19 protein-coding genes are annotated in these 17,820 nt (G+C 46.0%); all 19 read left to right on the plus strand.

Annotated features, from left to right (window positions below; translation table 11 throughout):
- Positions 1 to 190: 190 nt before the first annotated feature.
- The 19 genes from plsX to rimM all read left to right on the plus strand — a co-directional run bounded on the left by plsX (position 191) and on the right by rimM (position 17,816).
- The gene (gene plsX / locus SPSPH_RS08285) at positions 191 to 1,222 is read left to right on the plus strand and encodes a phosphate acyltransferase PlsX (RefSeq protein WP_075754957.1); all 1,032 of its coding nucleotides are present in this window, start codon (positions 191 to 193) and stop codon (positions 1,220 to 1,222) included.
- Positions 1,209 to 2,225: a beta-ketoacyl-ACP synthase III gene (locus SPSPH_RS08290; protein WP_075754959.1), complete on the plus strand. Its 1,017-nt coding sequence runs from the start codon at positions 1,209 to 1,211 to the stop codon at positions 2,223 to 2,225. The genes plsX and SPSPH_RS08290 overlap by 14 nt, the downstream gene beginning before the upstream one ends.
- A gap of 49 nt (positions 2,226 to 2,274) precedes the next feature.
- Positions 2,275 to 3,156 (plus strand): DUF561 domain-containing protein, encoded by an 882-nt coding sequence (locus SPSPH_RS08295; RefSeq protein WP_233138917.1) that lies wholly within the window; start codon positions 2,275 to 2,277, stop codon positions 3,154 to 3,156.
- 31 nt (positions 3,157 to 3,187) lie between these two features.
- Positions 3,188 to 4,132: an ACP S-malonyltransferase gene (fabD, locus tag SPSPH_RS08300; protein ID WP_075754963.1), complete on the plus strand. Its 945-nt coding sequence runs from the start codon at positions 3,188 to 3,190 to the stop codon at positions 4,130 to 4,132.
- Between the two features lies 1 nt (position 4,133).
- On the plus strand, positions 4,134 to 4,877 hold the full coding sequence (gene fabG, locus SPSPH_RS08305) for a 3-oxoacyl-[acyl-carrier-protein] reductase (RefSeq protein ID WP_075754965.1): 744 nt from the start codon (positions 4,134 to 4,136) through the stop codon (positions 4,875 to 4,877).
- A gap of 38 nt (positions 4,878 to 4,915) precedes the next feature.
- The gene (locus SPSPH_RS08310) at positions 4,916 to 5,152 is read left to right on the plus strand and encodes an acyl carrier protein (RefSeq protein ID WP_021167513.1); all 237 of its coding nucleotides are present in this window, start codon (positions 4,916 to 4,918) and stop codon (positions 5,150 to 5,152) included.
- Between the two features lie 144 nt (positions 5,153 to 5,296).
- Positions 5,297 to 6,244: an NAD(P)H-dependent flavin oxidoreductase gene (locus SPSPH_RS08315; protein WP_075754969.1), complete on the plus strand. Its 948-nt coding sequence runs from the start codon at positions 5,297 to 5,299 to the stop codon at positions 6,242 to 6,244.
- Between the two features lie 13 nt (positions 6,245 to 6,257).
- Complete coding sequence (gene fabF, locus SPSPH_RS08320; protein WP_075754971.1) at positions 6,258 to 7,499, plus strand: beta-ketoacyl-ACP synthase II; 1,242 nt, start codon at positions 6,258 to 6,260, stop codon at positions 7,497 to 7,499.
- An 11-nt stretch (positions 7,500 to 7,510) separates the two neighbouring features.
- Positions 7,511 to 8,245: a ribonuclease III gene (gene rnc / locus SPSPH_RS08325; protein WP_075754973.1), complete on the plus strand. Its 735-nt coding sequence runs from the start codon at positions 7,511 to 7,513 to the stop codon at positions 8,243 to 8,245.
- Between the two features lie 59 nt (positions 8,246 to 8,304).
- Positions 8,305 to 9,351 (plus strand): elongator complex protein 3, encoded by a 1,047-nt coding sequence (locus SPSPH_RS08330; protein ID WP_075754975.1) that lies wholly within the window; start codon positions 8,305 to 8,307, stop codon positions 9,349 to 9,351.
- Between the two features lie 100 nt (positions 9,352 to 9,451).
- On the plus strand, positions 9,452 to 9,712 hold the full coding sequence (locus tag SPSPH_RS08335) for a stage V sporulation protein S (protein WP_075754977.1): 261 nt from the start codon (positions 9,452 to 9,454) through the stop codon (positions 9,710 to 9,712).
- Positions 9,713 to 9,985: 273 nt separating this feature from the next.
- Entirely contained in the window at positions 9,986 to 13,543 is a 3,558-nt protein-coding gene (gene smc, locus SPSPH_RS08340; protein WP_075754979.1) for a chromosome segregation protein SMC, read from the plus strand.
- 26 nt (positions 13,544 to 13,569) lie between these two features.
- Entirely contained in the window at positions 13,570 to 14,484 is a 915-nt protein-coding gene (gene ftsY / locus SPSPH_RS08345) for a signal recognition particle-docking protein FtsY (protein WP_075754981.1), read from the plus strand.
- 91 nt (positions 14,485 to 14,575) lie between these two features.
- Complete coding sequence (gene ylxM, locus SPSPH_RS08350) at positions 14,576 to 14,935, plus strand: YlxM family DNA-binding protein (protein ID WP_075754983.1); 360 nt, start codon at positions 14,576 to 14,578, stop codon at positions 14,933 to 14,935.
- A gap of 5 nt (positions 14,936 to 14,940) precedes the next feature.
- Positions 14,941 to 16,281 (plus strand): signal recognition particle protein, encoded by a 1,341-nt coding sequence (ffh, locus tag SPSPH_RS08355; RefSeq protein WP_075754985.1) that lies wholly within the window; start codon positions 14,941 to 14,943, stop codon positions 16,279 to 16,281.
- 48 nt (positions 16,282 to 16,329) lie between these two features.
- Complete coding sequence (gene rpsP, locus SPSPH_RS08360; RefSeq protein WP_075754987.1) at positions 16,330 to 16,602, plus strand: 30S ribosomal protein S16; 273 nt, start codon at positions 16,330 to 16,332, stop codon at positions 16,600 to 16,602.
- Positions 16,603 to 16,629: 27 nt separating this feature from the next.
- The gene (locus tag SPSPH_RS08365) at positions 16,630 to 16,857 is read left to right on the plus strand and encodes a KH domain-containing protein (RefSeq protein WP_075754989.1); all 228 of its coding nucleotides are present in this window, start codon (positions 16,630 to 16,632) and stop codon (positions 16,855 to 16,857) included.
- A 37-nt stretch (positions 16,858 to 16,894) separates the two neighbouring features.
- Entirely contained in the window at positions 16,895 to 17,311 is a 417-nt protein-coding gene (locus SPSPH_RS08370; RefSeq protein ID WP_075754991.1) for a YlqD family protein, read from the plus strand.
- Positions 17,283 to 17,816, plus strand: coding sequence for a ribosome maturation factor RimM (rimM, locus tag SPSPH_RS08375; RefSeq protein ID WP_198930899.1), 534 nt, complete (start codon positions 17,283 to 17,285; stop codon positions 17,814 to 17,816). The genes SPSPH_RS08370 and rimM overlap by 29 nt, the downstream gene beginning before the upstream one ends.
- The last annotated feature ends 4 nt before the right edge of the window (positions 17,817 to 17,820 follow it).

Consider the following 17,820-nt stretch of genomic DNA (forward strand, 5'->3'; position numbering starts at 1 on the left):
ATTGTAGATAAATGGAGACTTGATCAGATAGGGTTTAACCCCATCTGAATCTTAGTTGGAATTATCCAGGGACTTAGCCGCTCGCTTGTGCCCGTAGGGGTATAGCGTTTGCAGAAGCGGGGTCTTAGAGCGGGTTAGTCATCGGATAAATAGTCATATTCTGTGGGGTTTCGTGAAAGGAAGATATTGAATGAGGGTTGCCATTGATGCTATGGGGGGAGATTATGCGCCCGATGAAATTGTTTTAGGCGCATTACAAGCCGCCAAGGCGTATGTAAATGATGATGTTGAAATTGTTTTGGTCGGTGACCAAAGTCAAATTACTCAAGCGCTTGAACGTCATGGCAATGGAAAAGAATCAAATATTACTGTTCATCACGCCAGCGAAGTTATTGATATGCATGAATCGCCGGGCGCTGCTGTGAGAAAAAAGAAGGATGCTTCTGTCGTTGTTGCTACATCACTTGTTAAACAGGGGCATTGCGATGTGGTAATATGTGCGGGTAGCACGGGTGCGGCTGTAGCTGCCGCACTATTAGGCTTAGGCCGGATTAATGGAATTGAGCGGCCAGCTATTGCAACACCGATGCCAAACCTTACAGGCACAACCATTCTCTTAGACTCGGGCGCTAATGTTGATAGTAAACCCAAACATTTGGTCCAAAACGCTATTATGGGTGCCATCTATGCGGAATATGTCCTTAATATTCCCAGCCCGCGGGTAGGGCTTTTAACTATTGGTGAGGAAGAAAGCAAAGGCAATGAACAGGTTTTAGCTACATATCCGCTGTTAAAGCAGCTTAACACAGTGAACTTTATTGGCAATGTGGAAGGCCGTGATATTCCGAAAGGAACGGTTGACGTTGTTGTTTGCGACGGCTTTGTAGGAAATATTGTATTAAAATTTGGGGAAGGCTTGGCTAAAGCCATTTTGCAATTGATTAAAGAATCCATCAAAACCAGCGGTTTTTTGACAAAAGTGGCTTCCATGCTGGTGTTGCCGGCTTTGAACGGGTTAAAGAAAAAGCTGGACTATGCCGAATATGGCGGAGCGCCGCTCTTAGGTGTAAATGGAGGGTTTATCATCTGCCATGGCAGTTCACAGGCTAAAGCTATAAAAAACGCTATTAGAGTAGCTAAAGAATTTACTGAGCAGGATGTTGTCGCCCACATCCGCGAAACCATTGCTAAAGAGGGGGTTGTAACACATGAAGGAAATTAAAGACGTAGGCATTATTGGTCTTGGCACCTATTTGCCTGAAAAAATAATGACAAATAAAGACCTGGAAAGTATAGTGGACACTTCAGATGAATGGATTGAATCGAGAACCGGCATCCGGGAACGCCGGATTGCTTCGCCAGATATGGCAACCTCTGATTTAGCCACCCGGGCGGCAGAGAAAGCGCTTATCGATGCCGGTGTTACTGCCGACGAGATTGATCTTATCATTGTCGCTACAGCCACTCCGGATATGTCTTTTCCCTCAACCGCCTGCTTAGTACAGGCTAATCTCAAAGCCAGTCGTGCAGCTGCTTTTGATTTAGCGGCCGGATGTTCCGGATTTGTTTATGGTATTGTGACCGGCAGTCAATTTATTAAGGCCGGGTTATACAAAAAGGTATTGGTCATCGGTGCGGAGACGCTTTCTAAAATACTGGACTGGACTGACCGGAATACCTGCGTTTTATTCGGTGATGGTGCCGGTGCGGCGGTATTGGCTGAAACAGAGGCCGGTTACGGTATTATTGGCGCCCAATTAGGAGCCGATGGTTCTGGCGGCGATTTACTAAAACTCCCTGCCGGTGGCTCGCGCAATCCGGCAAGTTCTGAAACTGTTACGCAAAAAATGCATTTTGTCCATATGAATGGTAACGAAGTGTTTAAGTTTGCTGTTAAAATAATGGGAGAAGCTGCGATTCAGGCATTAGAACATGCCGGACTTAGTGCCAATGATGTTGATTGCCTGATTCCGCATCAGGCCAACAACAGGATCATCCAATCGGCGGCAAAGCGTCTTAAGCTGCCGATGGATAAAGTTATGGTCAATGTTGATAAATATGGTAATACATCTGCTGCCTCTATTCCCATCGCCCTCGAAGAAGCTGTACATGGCGGCAAAATAAGACAAGGTGATATTGTCGTGCTTGTTGGCTTCGGTGCTGGGTTAACCTGGGCATCAGCTGTTATAAAATGGGGCAAGGAGGCCGACACTATTGCTAAATAGCAAACTCTGCCAGCTTTTACAGATTAAATATCCGATTTTGCAAGGTGGAATGGCTTGGGTAGCTACCGCTGAATTGGCAGCGGCAGTTTCAAATGCAGGAGGTTTGGGGTTAATTGGTGCCGGGCATATGCCGCCTGATGCACTGAAGATAGAAATCAAAAAGGCAAAAGCTCTGACTGACAAACCCTTTGGTGTCAATATTATGCTTATGTCGCCTTTTGTCAAAGAGGTTATGCAGGTAGTTGTTGATGAAAGGGTAGCGGTAGTTACTACCGGGGCAGGTAATCCTGGAGAGTATATTCCGGCATTAAAGGAAGTAGGTACCAAGATTATTCCGGTTGTTGCCTCGGTGGCGCTGGCTAAACGCCTGGAACGGGTAGGTATTGACGCTATTATTGCTGAAGGTATGGAAAGCGGTGGTCACGTAGGTGAAGTAACAACCATGGCACTGGTGCCGCAGGTTGCCGATGCTGTTTCGGTGCCGGTTATTGCGGCAGGCGGTATTGGCGATGCTCGCGGGGTTGTGGCTGCCCTGGCTTTGGGTGCTCAGGGTGTACAAATCGGAACACTGTTTGCCGCTTCGGTTGAATGTACCGCTCACCCTAACTATAAAGCTGCCATTATCAAAGCCAAAGAACGTTCAACTGTTGTTAGCGGCGCAATAACAGGACATCCGGTAAGAGTTATTGCCAATAAACTAACCCGCGAATTTGCCGAAATGGAAAGACAAGGCGCAACGGTTGAGGAATTGGATCGTTTAGGTGCCGGAAAACTTAGGAATGCGGTACGTGAAGGCGATGTAGAGTATGGTTCCGTGATGGTTGGGCAGGTTGCGGGGTTGATAAACTCAATCCGGACCGTGGATGAAATTATGCAGGATATTATTCAAAATGTTCCGAAAGTCATTACTGGACTGACGCAAAATATATAAATATCCGACAAATACATAAGGAGGGAAAGAAATGGGTAAACTAGCATTTGTTTTTCCCGGACAGGGATCACAAACTGTCGGTATGGGCAAGGACTTCTATGATAAGTTTGATATTGTCCGGGACATATTCAAGTCGGCAGATGAAGCTCTTGGCTTTTCAATTACCGATATGTGTTTTAATGGTCCTGAAGAAGAACTCAAGAAAACATATAACACCCAGCCGGCTATTTTGACGATGAGTGTGGCCTGCTATGAGGTATTAAAACAGCGTGGAATTACTCCTGATATTGTGGCCGGACACAGTCTGGGCGAGTATTCGGCATTGGTTGCCGCTGGAGCGCTGGCCTTTACAGATGCTGTTCAATTGGTACGAAAGCGTGGACAATTCATGCAGGAAGCCGTACCGCTGGGAGAAGGCAGTATGGCGGCTATCATGGGACTTGACCGCGATAAGGTTGTGGAGATTTGCCGGCAGGTAGAAGCTGAAGCTGGCGTTGTGCAGGCCGTAAACTTTAATTGCCCGGGGCAAATTGTCATTGCCGGTAAGACACAGGCTGTTGAGAAAGCCAATGAACTGTTAAAAGCGGCAGGTGCCAAAAGGGCTATCTCCTTGCCTGTCAGTGCACCTTTCCATAGTTCTTTGATGCAGCCTGCAGCGGTAAGACTGGGGGCTGAACTTGACAAAGTGTCTGTTAAGGATGCAGCTATTCCGGTTGTCGTTAATGTTAACGGCCAAATTGTTACGCAAGGCGAAGCCCTAAAAGAATTGCTGGTCAAACAGGCTGCCAGTCCGGTGGTGTGGGAGGACTGTGTGGCGCAAATCGTGAACTTTGGCGCAGATACTTTTGTAGAAGTAGGACCAGGAAAAGTTCTTACAGGCTTCACCAAGAAAATTGCAAAAGATGTCGAAACACTGAATATAGAAGACGAGGCTTCTTTAGAAAAAGTTCTTGATTATTTCAAGGAGGTTCGCTAAAATGCATTTAGACGGACAAGTTGCCATCATTACCGGAGCTTCTCGGGGAATTGGGCGGGCAGTGGCTATTGCGCTGGCCAAGGTTGGTGCAAAGGTCGTAATTAATTATGCCGGCAATGCCGAGGCGGCTGAAGAGGTTCGTACATTCATTGCCGATAATGGCGGTCAGGCAATTACAGTCAAGGCAGATGTTGCTGACGCCGATGCGGTAGACAGTCTTGTCAAGCAGGCCATTGACACCTATGGTAAAATTGATATTCTGGTAAACAATGCCGGTATCACCCGGGATTCACTGTTAATGCGCATGAAGGATGAGGATTGGGATGCTGTAATGAATACCAATCTTAAAGGAATATTCTATTGCACTAAGGCAGTAACAAAGAGTATGATGAAACAAAGAAGCGGTAAGATCATCAACATGACTTCGGTTGTGGGTCTTATGGGCAATGCCGGACAGGCTAACTATGCTGCGGCCAAAGCCGGTGTTATCGGATTTACTAAATCAATGGCAAAAGAGTTGGCATCACGGGGCATTACCGTCAATGCTATTGCACCAGGCTTTATTGCTACCGACATGACACATGGTTTGTCAGAACAGGTTAAAGTCGATTTGGAGGCGAAAATTCCTCTGAGCCGTTTGGGTGAAGCCGAAGATGTGGCCGCTGCCGTAGTATTTTTAGCAAGCCAGTCGGCAAATTATATTACCGGACAGACTTTAAATGTTGACGGTGGTATGGTAATGTAATATATGTTAAAATTCCTTGGAAGGAGGTGAATACCATTATGACAACTTTTGACAAGGTTAAAGAAATTGTTGTGGAACAGCTCGGTGTTGATGAAGCTGATGTAGCAATCAATTCTACTTTCATTGACGATCTTGGCGCTGATTCACTGGATATTGTTGAACTGATTATGGCCTTTGAAGAGGAATTCAGCATTGAAATTCCCGACGAAATCGCTGAAAAAATTAAAACAGTAAAAGACGCTGTGGAGTACATAGACAAGGAAAAGCAAGCGTAATTCAAATGTTTTTTTGGCGTCGTAATTGGTGTCATTACCTTATTCAAACGGAGAAAGTCCCGTGGAAACTTTTTCGCGGGACTTTCTTAAAGGTAATGTGTTAGGTAGCTTATGGTATGGTTTATTGATTGGAGGAGTTGTTACTTGAAACTTCCGGAGCTTAAAATTGGCCAACATGTTGCTAAGATCCCAATTATCCAAGGGGGCATGGCGATAAGACTGTCAACTGCCCGTTTGGCGGCAGCAGTGGCTGAAGCTGGCGGCATCGGACTTATCGCAGCATCAGGTATGGCTTTTGATGAGTTGCGCCATGAAATCAGACTGGCGCGCAGCTTGACCAAAGGGATAATTGGTATAAACATCATGGTAGCGGCAAGAGAATTTGCTCGCTATGTTGATACTGCCATTGATGAAGGGATTGATTTGGTAGTAGCAGGAGCTGGATTCTCGCGTGACGTATTCCCAATGGGGAAAAAGTCGGGTACTCCAATCGTGCCAATTGTATCATCAGTTAAGGCCGCCAAAATTTCAGAAAAGCTGGGCGCTGCCGCTATTATTGTTGAAGGCAAAGAAGCAGGTGGTCACCTGGGGACTGATGAATCTTTGAGTGTACTTCTGCCTGATATCAAAAAATCCGTAGCTATTCCCGTTATCGGCGCCGGCGGCATCATTTCCGGTCGGGATATTGCTGAAGTAATGAAGCTTGGTGCTGATGGCGTACAAATGGGAACCAGGTTTGCCGCCAGTGTGGAGTCTAACGCCGCTCCGGCTTTAAAAGAATTTTACTTAAAGGCTAAACCTGAAGACGTAGTATTGATTAAAAGCCCGGTGGGGTTGCCGGGACGTGCTATCAAAAACCCTTTTGCTAAGAAAATCCTTGAATGTACCGTCGATGGTCCGGATAAATGTGTGGCATGTCTAAAACATTGCGAAAAGAATTTTTGTATAATTAGTGCACTGATTCGTGCTCAACAGGGAGATGTTGACACCGGACTGGTATTTACCGGCGAGTATATTCATAAAATAGATGAAATATTACCTGTTAAAGAAATATTTACACGGCTTCTTAGGGAAGTTGAAGAAATAAATTAGTGGGGTGACCTTCTTGAAAAAACGAGTTGTAATTACAGGAATGGGCGCGATTACGCCTATTGGTATTGGAACAGACGCTTTTTGGCAGGCTTTGCTTGCTGGCAAATCAGGAATTGACCGTATTACCCGATTTGATGCCAGCGAATATTCTACCCAAATTGCCGGTGAAGTAAAAGATTTTGACCCGGTAAAGTATATTGACAAAAAAGAAGCCAAGCGTATGGACAGATGTACTCAATTTGCTGTCGCTGCGGCTAAGATGGCGTTTGAAGATGCGGGAATCAATCTTGAACAAGAAGACCGCAGCCGTATGGGAACTTTAATCGGCAGTGGTATTGGCGGTATGGATACGCTGCATGACCAGTACAAAACATTATTTGAAAAGGGGCCGGGCCGGATTAGCCCGTTCTTTGTACCGATGATGATTGCTAATATGCCGGCAGGTCAAACTTCTATTACTCTTGGCCTTGAAGGACCTTGCAGCTGCGTAGTTACTGCTTGTGCAACAGGCACTAACGCTATCGGCGATGCTTTTAAAATTATTCAACGCGGTGATGCTGATGTTATGGTTGCCGGTGGTACCGAAGCAGCTGTATCGCCTGCGGCAGTTGGCGGCTTTTGTGCCATGAAGGCCATGTCTACCCGCAATGACGAACCGCAAAAAGCTTCCCGTCCGTTTGATAAAGACCGTGATGGTTTTGTCTTGGGCGAAGGCGCAGGCATAGTAGTCATGGAAACTCTCGAGCATGCACTGGCACGCGGCGCCAAAATTTATGCGGAAATTATCGGCTACGGTTCTAATGCCGACGCCTATCATATTACCGCTCCCGCCCCTGAAGGTGCTCAAGCCGCTAAATGCATGGCTATGGCGCTCAAAGATGGCGGAATTGAGCCTAAAGAAGTAGATTACATCAATGCTCATGGTACTTCCACACCGCTCAATGACAAAAATGAAACACTTGCGATAAAGTCATTGTTTGGTGAACATGCTAAAAACCTCAAGGTTAGCTCAACTAAGTCCATGACTGGGCACCTGTTAGGCGCAGCCGGTGGTATTGAGACAATTGCTTGCGTGCTTGCCGTTGCTAACAGTATCGTCCCGCCGACCATCAATATAGAAAACCAGGACCCTGAGCTGGATCTGGATTATGTAGCAAATAAACCACGGGAACAAGTTGTAAATGTGGCACTTTCGAACTCTTTTGGTTTCGGTGGTCACAACGCAACCATCCTGGTAAAAAAATATCAGGCGTAACCTATTTTTTTATGAAAGAAGTTAAAGGGATGCTAGATGATACCCGCATGCAAGCGTTAACTGAGTTGTGCCGGTCCTTAGGAGTTGTGTTCGGCGATTATAAACTGCTGCATCAGGCTCTTATCCATACGTCATATGCCAATGAAACTAAAGGCACCAGTATTAGGCATAATGAGCGTTTGGAATTCTTAGGCGATGCGGTTTTGGACCTGATCATTAGCTCATATTTGTTTAGTCAGTGCCCACAATTGCCTGAAGGCGAACTTACCAAAGCCAGGGCTCAGGTGGTTTGCGAACAAACGCTGGCTAAAAGAGCATTGGAACTCAAAATTGGTGAATATCTCCTCTTAGGTAAAGGGGAAGCACTGTCTGGCGGACGGGAACGGATATCCATTCTCGCAGATGCCTTTGAAGCCATTATTGGTGCTGTTTATCTTGATGCAGGCTTCAAGAGCGCAGCCCGCTATGTGTTAAATCAGCTTAAATCTGAATTGAAGCTGGTTGAACGTGGTGACTATTTAAAAGATTATAAGACTTGGCTGCAGGAAATTGTGCAAAAAAATAATGATAGCAAAATTGCCTATGAAGTTATTAACGAACGCGGGCCTGATCATGATAAATCTTTTGAAGTGGCTGTTTTTGTGAATACTGAACGTATGGGTTCAGGCTGGGGCAAAAGTAAAAAAGAAGCTGAACAACAGGCTGCCAAACAGGCGCTGCTAAAGCTTGGCACAATAACTCAATAATATGTGAAACCAGGGCGGCCATTTTGGTCGTCCTTTCTGTATAGGAGTATTGTAGTATTATGAAGCATTATATTATCCCGGTATTTATCCCCCATTTGGGTTGTTTGCATGAATGCATTTTCTGTAATCAGAGAAAAATAACCGGCCTATTGACACCAGTTACTGCCAGGCAGGTAGCGGCTGTTATTCAGGAGCGGCTGGCTGACATTAATCAAGCTCGCCGGATAGAAGTAGCCTTCTACGGCGGCAGTTTTACCGCTTTGCCGCAGGCTATGCAAAATGAATTGCTGGCTCCGGCCAGTCAGGCTTTATATAATGGTCAAATTCATGCTATTCGTCTTTCTACCAGACCTGACTGTATAACCGGCAGTACGCTTGCCAATCTTCGCAGTCACGGGGTGAGTATTGTTGAACTTGGTGTTCAGTCTTTTGACGATGCTGTACTTTTTAATGCGGCGCGCGGGCATAGCAGTCAAATTGTAGCTGAAGCTGTGAATTTGCTGAAAGCTGCCGGTATTAGCTGTGGCTTGCAATTGATGCCCGGTTTACCTGGTGAGGATTGGATGAGCTTAATTACTACCGTACGTCAGACCGTCACTTTATGTCCGGATTTTGTCCGCATTTACCCGGCTATCGTTATTGCCGGAACAAGGCTGGCAGAATTATATCAGCAGGGTGTCTACCAGCCGTTGTCATTACCGCAGGCAGTAGCCCGCTGCGCTTATATGAAACTCGTTTTTGAACGCCAGGGTATTGAGGTTATTCGAACAGGCCTCCAAGCCAGTGAGGAACTGGACAAGAATGTACTTGCCGGGCCGTATCATCCGGCTTTTGGCGAACTGGTGGATTCACATATTTTTTACTTAATGCTGACCCGGTTTATTGAACAAAATTTCTTCGATACTGAAACCGGTTTTACGATTGTTCACCACCCTAAAGACACCTCTAAAGTACGGGGACAACATAATAACAATCTCAGTCGCCTGCGACTGCAATACAACTTATCGGCGATAACACTATGTGCTGATTCGACAGTCATTCCTGGCTCGCTCCTGCTCAGACATAAGGGCCTTTCCTTTCTTTTGAGCAAAAAAGCAAAAATATGATAAAATGAAATTTAAAAATCATGTAAAAGAAGGAATTTTTAGGAAATAGGAAGAATACCTTTATGTATAGGCCCTGAATTCAAAGGAGGAGAGCGAAAAAATGGAAGTGCTGAAAGTATCTGCACAATCAAATCCCAAATCCGTAGCAGGCGCTCTGGCCGCAGTTTTGCGGGAAAAAGGTACCGCAGAAGTGCAGGCAGTAGGTGCAGGGGCGGTTAATCAGGCTATCAAGGCTATTGCGATTTCACGTGGTTTCGTCGCTCCCAATGGCATTGATTTGATTACCATACCAGCTTTTGCGGAAATTTCTATTGACGGGGAAGAACGTACCGCCATTAGATTTATCGTTGAGCCTCGTTAATGAGATTCGGCTTGCTGTGAAAAAGTCTGCCAGCACCTGCTGCAGGCTTTTTTATATATCTAAAATTTGTAAGTTTTGCGCGCCAATGCAAAGCCCGCACGGAACGCTGCGACGTCGGCGTTCAACTTCCGCTTATGCATAACGGCCGTTTTGTGCCTCAGGAATGTTCCGGGAATCCGCTGGCTAAGTTATGGTCTTATGTTCTCTGCTCTTGTGTTACTGTACCTGGCATGGTAAAATTTTGAGTGACTTTAAATATAAAGGGTGATTAGTATGCTGCTCCGCCGACTTGAGGCATATGGGTTTAAATCGTTTGCCGAAAAAACCGAACTGGAGTTTGGACAAGGAATAACAGCCATTGTTGGCCCCAACGGCAGCGGCAAAAGCAATATTTCTGATGCCATTCGTTGGGCGCTTGGTGAACAGAGCCTGCGCACCTTGCGTGGTGCCAAGATGGAGGATGTCATCTTTGCCGGCAGTGTCAACCGCAGACCTTTGGGAGTAGCAGAAGTTTCTCTCGTATTTGATAACAGTGATGGGCAGCTGGCATTGGATTTTAGTGAAGTTACCATCACCCGCCGCGTATTTCGTTCAGGGGACAGTGAATATTACATCAATAAAACACCCTGCCGATTAAAAGATATTCATGAAATGCTGGCAGATACAGGACTGGGCCGTGATTCGATGACAGTAATCGGGCAGAACAAAGTTGATGAGATATTAAGCAGCAAACCTGAAGAACGCCGGCTTTTGTTTGAAGAAGCCGCCGGTATCATCAAGTATAAACAGCGTAAACGGGATGCCTTGCGTAAGCTGGACGACACAGAACAAAATCTGACCCGGGTTCGGGATATTACCGCAGAGCTTGAAAGTCAGTTGGAACCGCTCAAAGAAAGCGCTGACAGGACTAGCCAGTTTAATTTGTTAAACACGGAATTGACAGCCTGTCAGGCAACTTTGCTGCTGGAACGGTTGACAAAAGCGGAAAAGCTGGTAGAGAGCGCCAAGCTGGAACAGGCTAATGTAACAGACCGGAGTATTGCAGCCAGTGCCCGGTTAACTACAGCCGACAATGAAAAAGATGCGCTAACGCTAACGCTTGCTCAAACAGAGGAAGCGATTACTTGTGCTGAAAAGAATATTCAAGAAGTGGCCCAGGAAATAGAGCGCACAGATAGCCGCACAGGAGTACTGACTGAGCGAATTGAACAAGGTCAAAAGGCGCAGGCGCGTTTTGACGATGAGCTTGCCCGCTTAACTGCTGAAAAGCAAGCGGCAGAAGTAAAACTTAATGAGCTATACGGTGAGCTGGAAGCTAAACAAGGACAAATTGTCACTGCTAATGCCATGTTAGCGGAGAAAAGCAGGCACAGCGAGTGCCTGGCTGCCAGCATCAGACAGCTTGAGCAGCAAATTGAGACAGGTAAAGAGCAAACCTTTGAACATTTGCAGCTGTTGGTAAATGAACGTAACGCCCTGCGCATGCTTGAGCGTGACTTGGCGGCGTTAACCGCACAACAGATGAATTTTGCTAAAGAACATGAGAACTATTTGAACCGGCAGCAGGAGATCAGCGCTAAAGATCAGCAGCTTAAGGCCGAGACTCAAGCGCTTGCTGACCGGCGAAAGGATTTCGAACAGCAGATTAGCCTTGTGCAGCAGAACAAGGCTAAATTGGAATATGAATATAAGAATATCTTAGAAACAGAACAGCAGCTTGCCGGTAAGGTAAATGAAACCTCATCCCGCCTTAGTGTTTTGACAAGCATGCAGCAGGAATTAGAAGGATTTGGCAGGGCGATAAAAGGTATATTGAAACACCAGAGTTCCTGGCGTCAAGGGATTTGTGGCGCAGTAGCCCAGCTTTTGACAGTGCCGGATACCTATGTCAATGCCATTGAGGTGGCACTTGGCGGTGCTCAACAGCATCTTGTTACCGATACCGATCAAACCGCTAAGCAAGCTATTAATTTCTTGAAAACACAAAAATTAGGACGGGCTACTTTTTTACCGTTAAACACAATTAAAATAAGTAAACCAAGAGAAGCCGAAATACTGGCCGCCAATCAGCCGGGCGCATTAGGGTTTGCCGCAGATGTTGTCGGGGTTAGCGAGCGGTATCGCTCAGTAGTAAACTATTTACTGGGCCGGGTTATTATTGCCAAAACCATTGATCATGCACTGACAATTGCGCGCAATTGTGGATTTTCCGTAAAAATTGTTACCCTTGACGGTGAACTTATTAATCCCGGCGGATCATTGACCGGCGGCAGCATGGGGCGTAAAGAAGCCAGTTTTATTGCCAGGAATAATGAAATTGACACACTTAAACAAGCATTGACAGCCCTGAAAGAGCAACGGGAAATTTTAGAACAGGAAAAAGCGGCTATTGCCAACGCTATAACCGGGGCTAACGCGCAGCTGGCCGGTTATGATAACAATGTAAAAGAAATAGAGCTTCGTCAAGCCGAATTGGCAATTCATTTAGCTGCAGTCAGGACCGAGGACGAACAGTGCGAGCTGGCGCTTAGAACGATAACTGCCGAAGCAGCGGATGGTCAGCGCGAAATAGTTGTTTGTCAACAAAAGCTCGAGCAAAGTAAAACCAGCATTGCTTCTTTGGAAACACGGGAAATCGGTTATAAATCACAAGTGGAAAACTGGCAGGGTGAACTTAAAATCAAAAAAGCTGAGCAGCAGGCTATTGGCGATGAGTTGACCGATGCTAAAATTAAACTCAGCGCCATTACCCAAGCGGTAACCACAGCCCGCGCAGGTTGCGAGCAGGCTGCGCAGCTGCAAGCATCGCTGGCTGCGCAGCTTGTCCGTATCCATACCGAGAAGCAGCAGCTACAGTCGGAGAATGGACAAGCTCAGGACGAACTCGTCTCACTCTCGGCAAGCAAGGAAGGGCTGTTACGCGATAAATGTCAGCTGGTTGAAACACGTCAGGCACTTTATGCCGACAAGCTGGAAAAACTGGCAGGCATAGGCCGGCTGGACAAAGAGATCAAAGATTTACGCCGGCAGAGTGCTGACCTGCAAAACAAACTGCACGAGATGGAATTACTTGTCACTAAATATACATATGAAGCAGCTAACTGCCACGAACAGCTTACCGGACAGCTTGCCCTCACAATCGAGGAGGCACGTGCGCTAAAAAGGTCTGACAGTATTGAACAGCTGTTACAGACAATAGCTTCCCTTGAACAGCAGATAGCAGCACTTGGACCGGTTAATCCGGCAGCTATTGAAGAATATAACCGTGTCCGGGAGCGATATGCCTTTTTGCAGGGGCAAGTTACTGACTTATCACAGGCTAAGGAGTATTTGACATCAGTAATTAAAGATATTGATATTACTATGTCACGTCAATTTAATACCGCCTTTAAAGCCATAAATCAATACTTTGGCGATGTATTCAACCGTTTGTTTGGTGGTGGACGTGCGGAGCTTGTGCTGATTGAGCCGGGCAATATTCTGGAAACAGGCATAGATATTATTGTACAGCCTCCGGGAAAGAAACTGCAAAATCTAGCCCTGTTGTCAGGCGGTGAACGGGCACTTACCGTAATTGCATTGTTATTTGCTATCCTGACATATCGTCCGGCACCTTTCTGTGTGGTTGACGAAATTGATGCTGCCCTGGATGAAGCCAACGTACAGCGGTTTAGCGAATTTTTACGTGATTATGCACAAAACACGCAATTTATTATTGTTACCCACCGCAAAGGAACTATGGAAGCCGCCGGTGTATTGCATGGCGTGACAATGGAAGAATCGGGAATATCCAGGCTGGTTTCGGTAAAGTTTATGGACAAAGCCGGATAACAATATCTAATTTGGGGGAATTCACAATGGGATTTTTTGATAAATTAAAAGCAGGTCTGGAGAAAACCAGGAAAAGCTTTACGGAAAAAATCGAGCAGCTGGTTATTGGTTATGCCACAATTGATGACGAATTTCTTGATGATCTGGAAGCCGTATTATTGTCGGCAGATGTTGGTGTAGCAACCACCAGCAAATTAATGGCTGAAATTCGTAAAGGCATTAAAGACAAGCTAATCAATTCTCCTGATGATCTAAAACCATTCTTACAGGAAAAAATCAGTGCTATGCTGGTAGGTCAGTCCCCGGCAGAAGCTGCCCATAACCCGCCTACCGTTATACTGGTTGTTGGCGTAAATGGAGTTGGTAAAACAACGACAATTGGTAAATTAGCCAGCTATTATTGTGAAAACGGCAAGAAAGTGCTGTTGGCTGCCGGCGATACCTTTCGCGCCGCTGCCATTGATCAGATAGAAATCTGGGGGCAGCGGACCGGTACCGAAGTTATTAAACATGCGGAGGGCTCTGACCCGGCGGCAGTGGCTTTTGATGCCGTACAGGCTGCCAAAGCCCGGAAAGCCGATATGGTTATCATTGATACGGCCGGCCGTTTGCATACCAAATCGAACTTAATGGAAGAACTGAAAAAAATTAACCGGGTAATTGCCAAAGAAATAGCAGATGCACCGCACGAAACCTTATTGGTGCTTGATGCCACTACCGGACAGAATGCTATTAATCAAGCTAAACTATTCGGTGATGCGGTCAAGCTTTCAGGAGTGGTATTAACCAAACTGGACGGTACAGCCAAGGGCGGAGTGGTAATCGCTATTAATAATGAACTTGATCTGCCTGTGAAATGGGTAGGGGTAGGCGAAGGGGTTAACGACCTCCGGCCTTTCGTTGCTGCTGATTTTGCCGCCGCTTTATTTGCTGACAAGTAATTTTACTTGACATGCTTTGTGTTTTTGTATATAATCTGTGGTGTAAAGTAATTTCCCTTGTCATGATAGGCAGGTGAGCGTTATAGACCACATGTTAAATAAAGTGCTGAGAGTAGGTCAATTGTATGATTTCTATAATGCGCTCCTGACCGAAAAACAGCGTGACTGTCTTAATATGCACTATCTGCAGGATCTGTCACTGGCTGAAATTGCCGAACAATTTGGTGTGTCACGCCAAGCGGTGCATGACATTTTACGCCGGGCTGAACAGACACTGGAAGAATATGAAACTAAATTAGGACTGGCTGCCCGTTATCATGAAGAACGTACGCTGCTTGCTGAAGTTGTCAGTAATTTGGAGCAGCTGCCGCATCATGTGCGGCAGTTACCTGAGTTGCGCTGCGCCTTGACTAAATTAAGTGTATTGTTAGAAGACACCCGGGAGGTGTAACATAAATGGTTTTTGAAAGTTTGGCCGATAAGCTCCAGCAAACATTTAAAAAGTTGCGTGGCAGGGGCAAACTCTCGGAAAGTGATGTTGCTGATGCTCTTAAAGAGGTGCGGATGGCCCTCTTGGAAGCTGATGTCAATTTTAAAGTAGTAAAAGACCTGATTGCCAAAATCAAAGAACGGGCCATAGGCCAGGAAGTATTGGAAAGCCTGACGCCTGCCCAGCATGTTATAAAGATTGTAAATGAAGAACTTACCAACCTGATGGGCGGTACCCAGAGCCGCATTGCCATTGCGTCCCGTCCCCCGACAGTTATTATGCTGGTGGGCTTGCAGGGCGCAGGTAAGACGACCACAGCCGGTAAACTGGCACATCTGCTCAAACGTCAGGGCAAGCGGCCGCTGATGGTGGCTGCCGATATTTATCGCCCGGCTGCGATCAAGCAGTTGGAGGTACTGGGGCAGCAGCTGGAGATTCCGGTATTCACCATGGGGCAGGAAAACCCGGTCAATATTGCTAAAAAAGCCGTGGATCAAGCCTTGATGATGGCCCGCGACATTGTGATTATTGATACCGCCGGTCGTTTGCACATTAATGAAGAGCTTATGAATGAACTTAAATCTATTAAGCAAACGGTCAAGCCTCATGAAATCTTACTGGTCGTTGATGCGATGACCGGACAAGATGCCGTTAATGTGGCCGAGTCCTTTAATAATGACCTTGGCATTGACGGCATTATCCTGACAAAACTTGATGGCGATGCCCGCGGCGGGGCTGCTCTCTCCATCAAGGCAGTTACCGGCCAGCCAATAAAATTTGCCGGCATGGGTGAAAAACTGGATGCTCTGGAACCGTTTCATCCTGACCGGATGGCCTCGCGTATTCTGGGAATGGGCGATGTACTTAGCCTCATTGAAAAGGCTGAATCAACGCTTAATCTGGAAAAAGCTCAGGAAATGCAGAAAAAACTTCGCAAAGAAGAGTTTACGCTGGATGATTTCCTCGAACAGATTGAACAAGTGCGCAAACTGGGACCGCTTGATCAAATTCTCGGCATGATCCCCGGTATGGGTAAGCTTAAACAGCTGCAAGGCATGGATATTGACGATAAAGAAGTCAAACATATTATTGCTATTATCCGGTCGATGACCGCCAAAGAACGGCGTGACCCGTCGATACTCAACGGCAGCCGCCGCAAGCGGATTGCTCTTGGCAGCGGTACACGGGTACAAGATGTTAATCGACTGCTAAAACAATTTGGTGAAGCCAAAAAGATGATGAAACGTATTCAGGAAATGCAAAAGAGTGGCAAGAAACCAAACTTTAAGCTTCCCTTTATGAATTAATCATCTGAAGATACATTTTGGGATACTCTAAAAAGGAGGTGACTTATTATGGCAGTTAAAATTCGCTTAAAGCGTATGGGCGCAAAAAAACGTCCTTTCTACCGTGTAGTAGTAGCTGATTCCCGTTCGCCACGGGATGGCCGCTTTATTGAAAACCTGGGTCATTATGATTCCACTACTGAACCGGCAGTTATCAAGATTGACGAAGAAAAAGCCATCGCATGGCTGCAAAAAGGCGCTCAACCTACCGATACTGTTAAAAACCTGCTCAGCAAAACCGGCATCCTGAAAAAATGGGATGAAGTAAAGCGTTCTAAGTAAAGTGTAGAAACGAGGCGTGATAACTGCATGAAAGAATTAGTCGAAGTTATCGCCAAAGCGTTAGTGAAAAACCCGGAGCACGTCAATGTTAACGAAACAACCGATAATTTGGGTACAGTCTATGAACTGCATGTGGCCCCGGAAGACATGGGGAAAATCATTGGCAAGCAAGGACGTATTGCCAAAGCTATCCGCACTGTGGTTAAAGCTGCCGCCACCCGGGAAAACAAACGAGTAATGGTGGAAATAATATAATTAAAACTGTTAAGCTGAAACCAAAGGGGTGGAATTAATGGCCAACGTCGAGAACTTGACAATTAAGTGCCCGGTAACCGTTAAAGCCAAAGTAACAGAAGATCTTAAAGCGCACTTGGCGGCTGAAATTCAGGAAGCTATCAGAAAAGCCGATTTAGAACTCCAGCAAATCGAATTTCATGCTAAACGCATGATGACCGAGCAAGCCAAGCAAGATGCCCAGGGGCTGGTAGGTTTGCGTCAGCAAATTGATGCCGAGCGGCAAAAACGGCTTGATTTTAAAAATCATATGCTGGAAAAGCTAAAGGAAACAGCACAACTGGAAATCGGTGCGGAAGTCGTTCAGGGTACTATGGATAGAGTCGTTACAGTAAGTATTGGTGATGACCTCCACAAACTGATGGCAACGGAAATTTTGCTGGAAGATGGCAAAATTATTGCCTTCCGCAACTAATATGTCTGGACCCGATCTGATTACTATCGGTAAAATTGTTGCCCCGCACGGTGTGCGGGGTGACGTTCGTATATTGCCGCTAACTGATTTTCCTGACCGATTCCATGATCTTACAACCGTATTTGTCGATGATGTTGGCCAGCTGAAGCTGGAGTCAGCCAGGCAGCATAAAAAGATGATCCTGCTCAAATTTTCCGGATTTGATTCTATGAATGACAGTGAACGCCTGCGTGGCAAACTAATTAAAATCAGCCGGCAGGATGCAGTCAAACTGCCGGAAGGACAATATTATATTTTTGATATAATCGGCCTTACTGTCGTTACCGAAGACGGTGAACAGCTTGGTAGTATAACCGATGTCCTGCAGCCGGGGAGTAACGATGTGTATGTTGTAAAACAGCAAAACAACAAAGAACTGCTGCTCCCGGCCATTAAAGAAGTTGTTAAAAAAATTGACCTTGCCGGAAAACAGATGGTAGTCAAACTTCAGGAAGAAATGGACTAACAGA

The sequence above is a fragment of the Sporomusa sphaeroides DSM 2875 genome, from assembly GCF_001941975.2.
Taxonomy (GTDB): domain Bacteria; phylum Bacillota; class Negativicutes; order Sporomusales; family Sporomusaceae; genus Sporomusa; species Sporomusa sphaeroides.

Coding starts and splice junctions, on each gene's coding strand:
- rnc (WP_075754973.1), top strand. CDS start 7,511: ATGAAAGAAGTTAAAGGGATGCTAGATGATACCCGCATGCAAGCGTTA.
- SPSPH_RS08295 (WP_233138917.1), top strand. CDS start 2,275: ATGGCTTGGGTAGCTACCGCTGAATTGGCAGCGGCAGTTTCAAATGCA.
- SPSPH_RS08310 (WP_021167513.1), top strand. CDS start 4,916: ATGACAACTTTTGACAAGGTTAAAGAAATTGTTGTGGAACAGCTCGGT.
- SPSPH_RS08290 (WP_075754959.1), top strand. CDS start 1,209: ATGAAGGAAATTAAAGACGTAGGCATTATTGGTCTTGGCACCTATTTG.
- smc (WP_075754979.1), top strand. CDS start 9,986: ATGCTGCTCCGCCGACTTGAGGCATATGGGTTTAAATCGTTTGCCGAA.
- fabD (WP_075754963.1), top strand. CDS start 3,188: ATGGGTAAACTAGCATTTGTTTTTCCCGGACAGGGATCACAAACTGTC.
- SPSPH_RS08330 (WP_075754975.1), top strand. CDS start 8,305: ATGAAGCATTATATTATCCCGGTATTTATCCCCCATTTGGGTTGTTTG.
- rpsP (WP_075754987.1), top strand. CDS start 16,330: ATGGCAGTTAAAATTCGCTTAAAGCGTATGGGCGCAAAAAAACGTCCT.
- fabG (WP_075754965.1), top strand. CDS start 4,134: ATGCATTTAGACGGACAAGTTGCCATCATTACCGGAGCTTCTCGGGGA.
- SPSPH_RS08365 (WP_075754989.1), top strand. CDS start 16,630: ATGAAAGAATTAGTCGAAGTTATCGCCAAAGCGTTAGTGAAAAACCCG.
- ftsY (WP_075754981.1), top strand. CDS start 13,570: ATGGGATTTTTTGATAAATTAAAAGCAGGTCTGGAGAAAACCAGGAAA.
- plsX (WP_075754957.1), top strand. CDS start 191: ATGAGGGTTGCCATTGATGCTATGGGGGGAGATTATGCGCCCGATGAA.
- SPSPH_RS08370 (WP_075754991.1), top strand. CDS start 16,895: ATGGCCAACGTCGAGAACTTGACAATTAAGTGCCCGGTAACCGTTAAA.
- ffh (WP_075754985.1), top strand. CDS start 14,941: ATGGTTTTTGAAAGTTTGGCCGATAAGCTCCAGCAAACATTTAAAAAG.
- rimM (WP_198930899.1), top strand. CDS start 17,283: ATGGCAAAATTATTGCCTTCCGCAACTAATATGTCTGGACCCGATCTG.
- ylxM (WP_075754983.1), top strand. CDS start 14,576: ATGTTAAATAAAGTGCTGAGAGTAGGTCAATTGTATGATTTCTATAAT.
- SPSPH_RS08335 (WP_075754977.1), top strand. CDS start 9,452: ATGGAAGTGCTGAAAGTATCTGCACAATCAAATCCCAAATCCGTAGCA.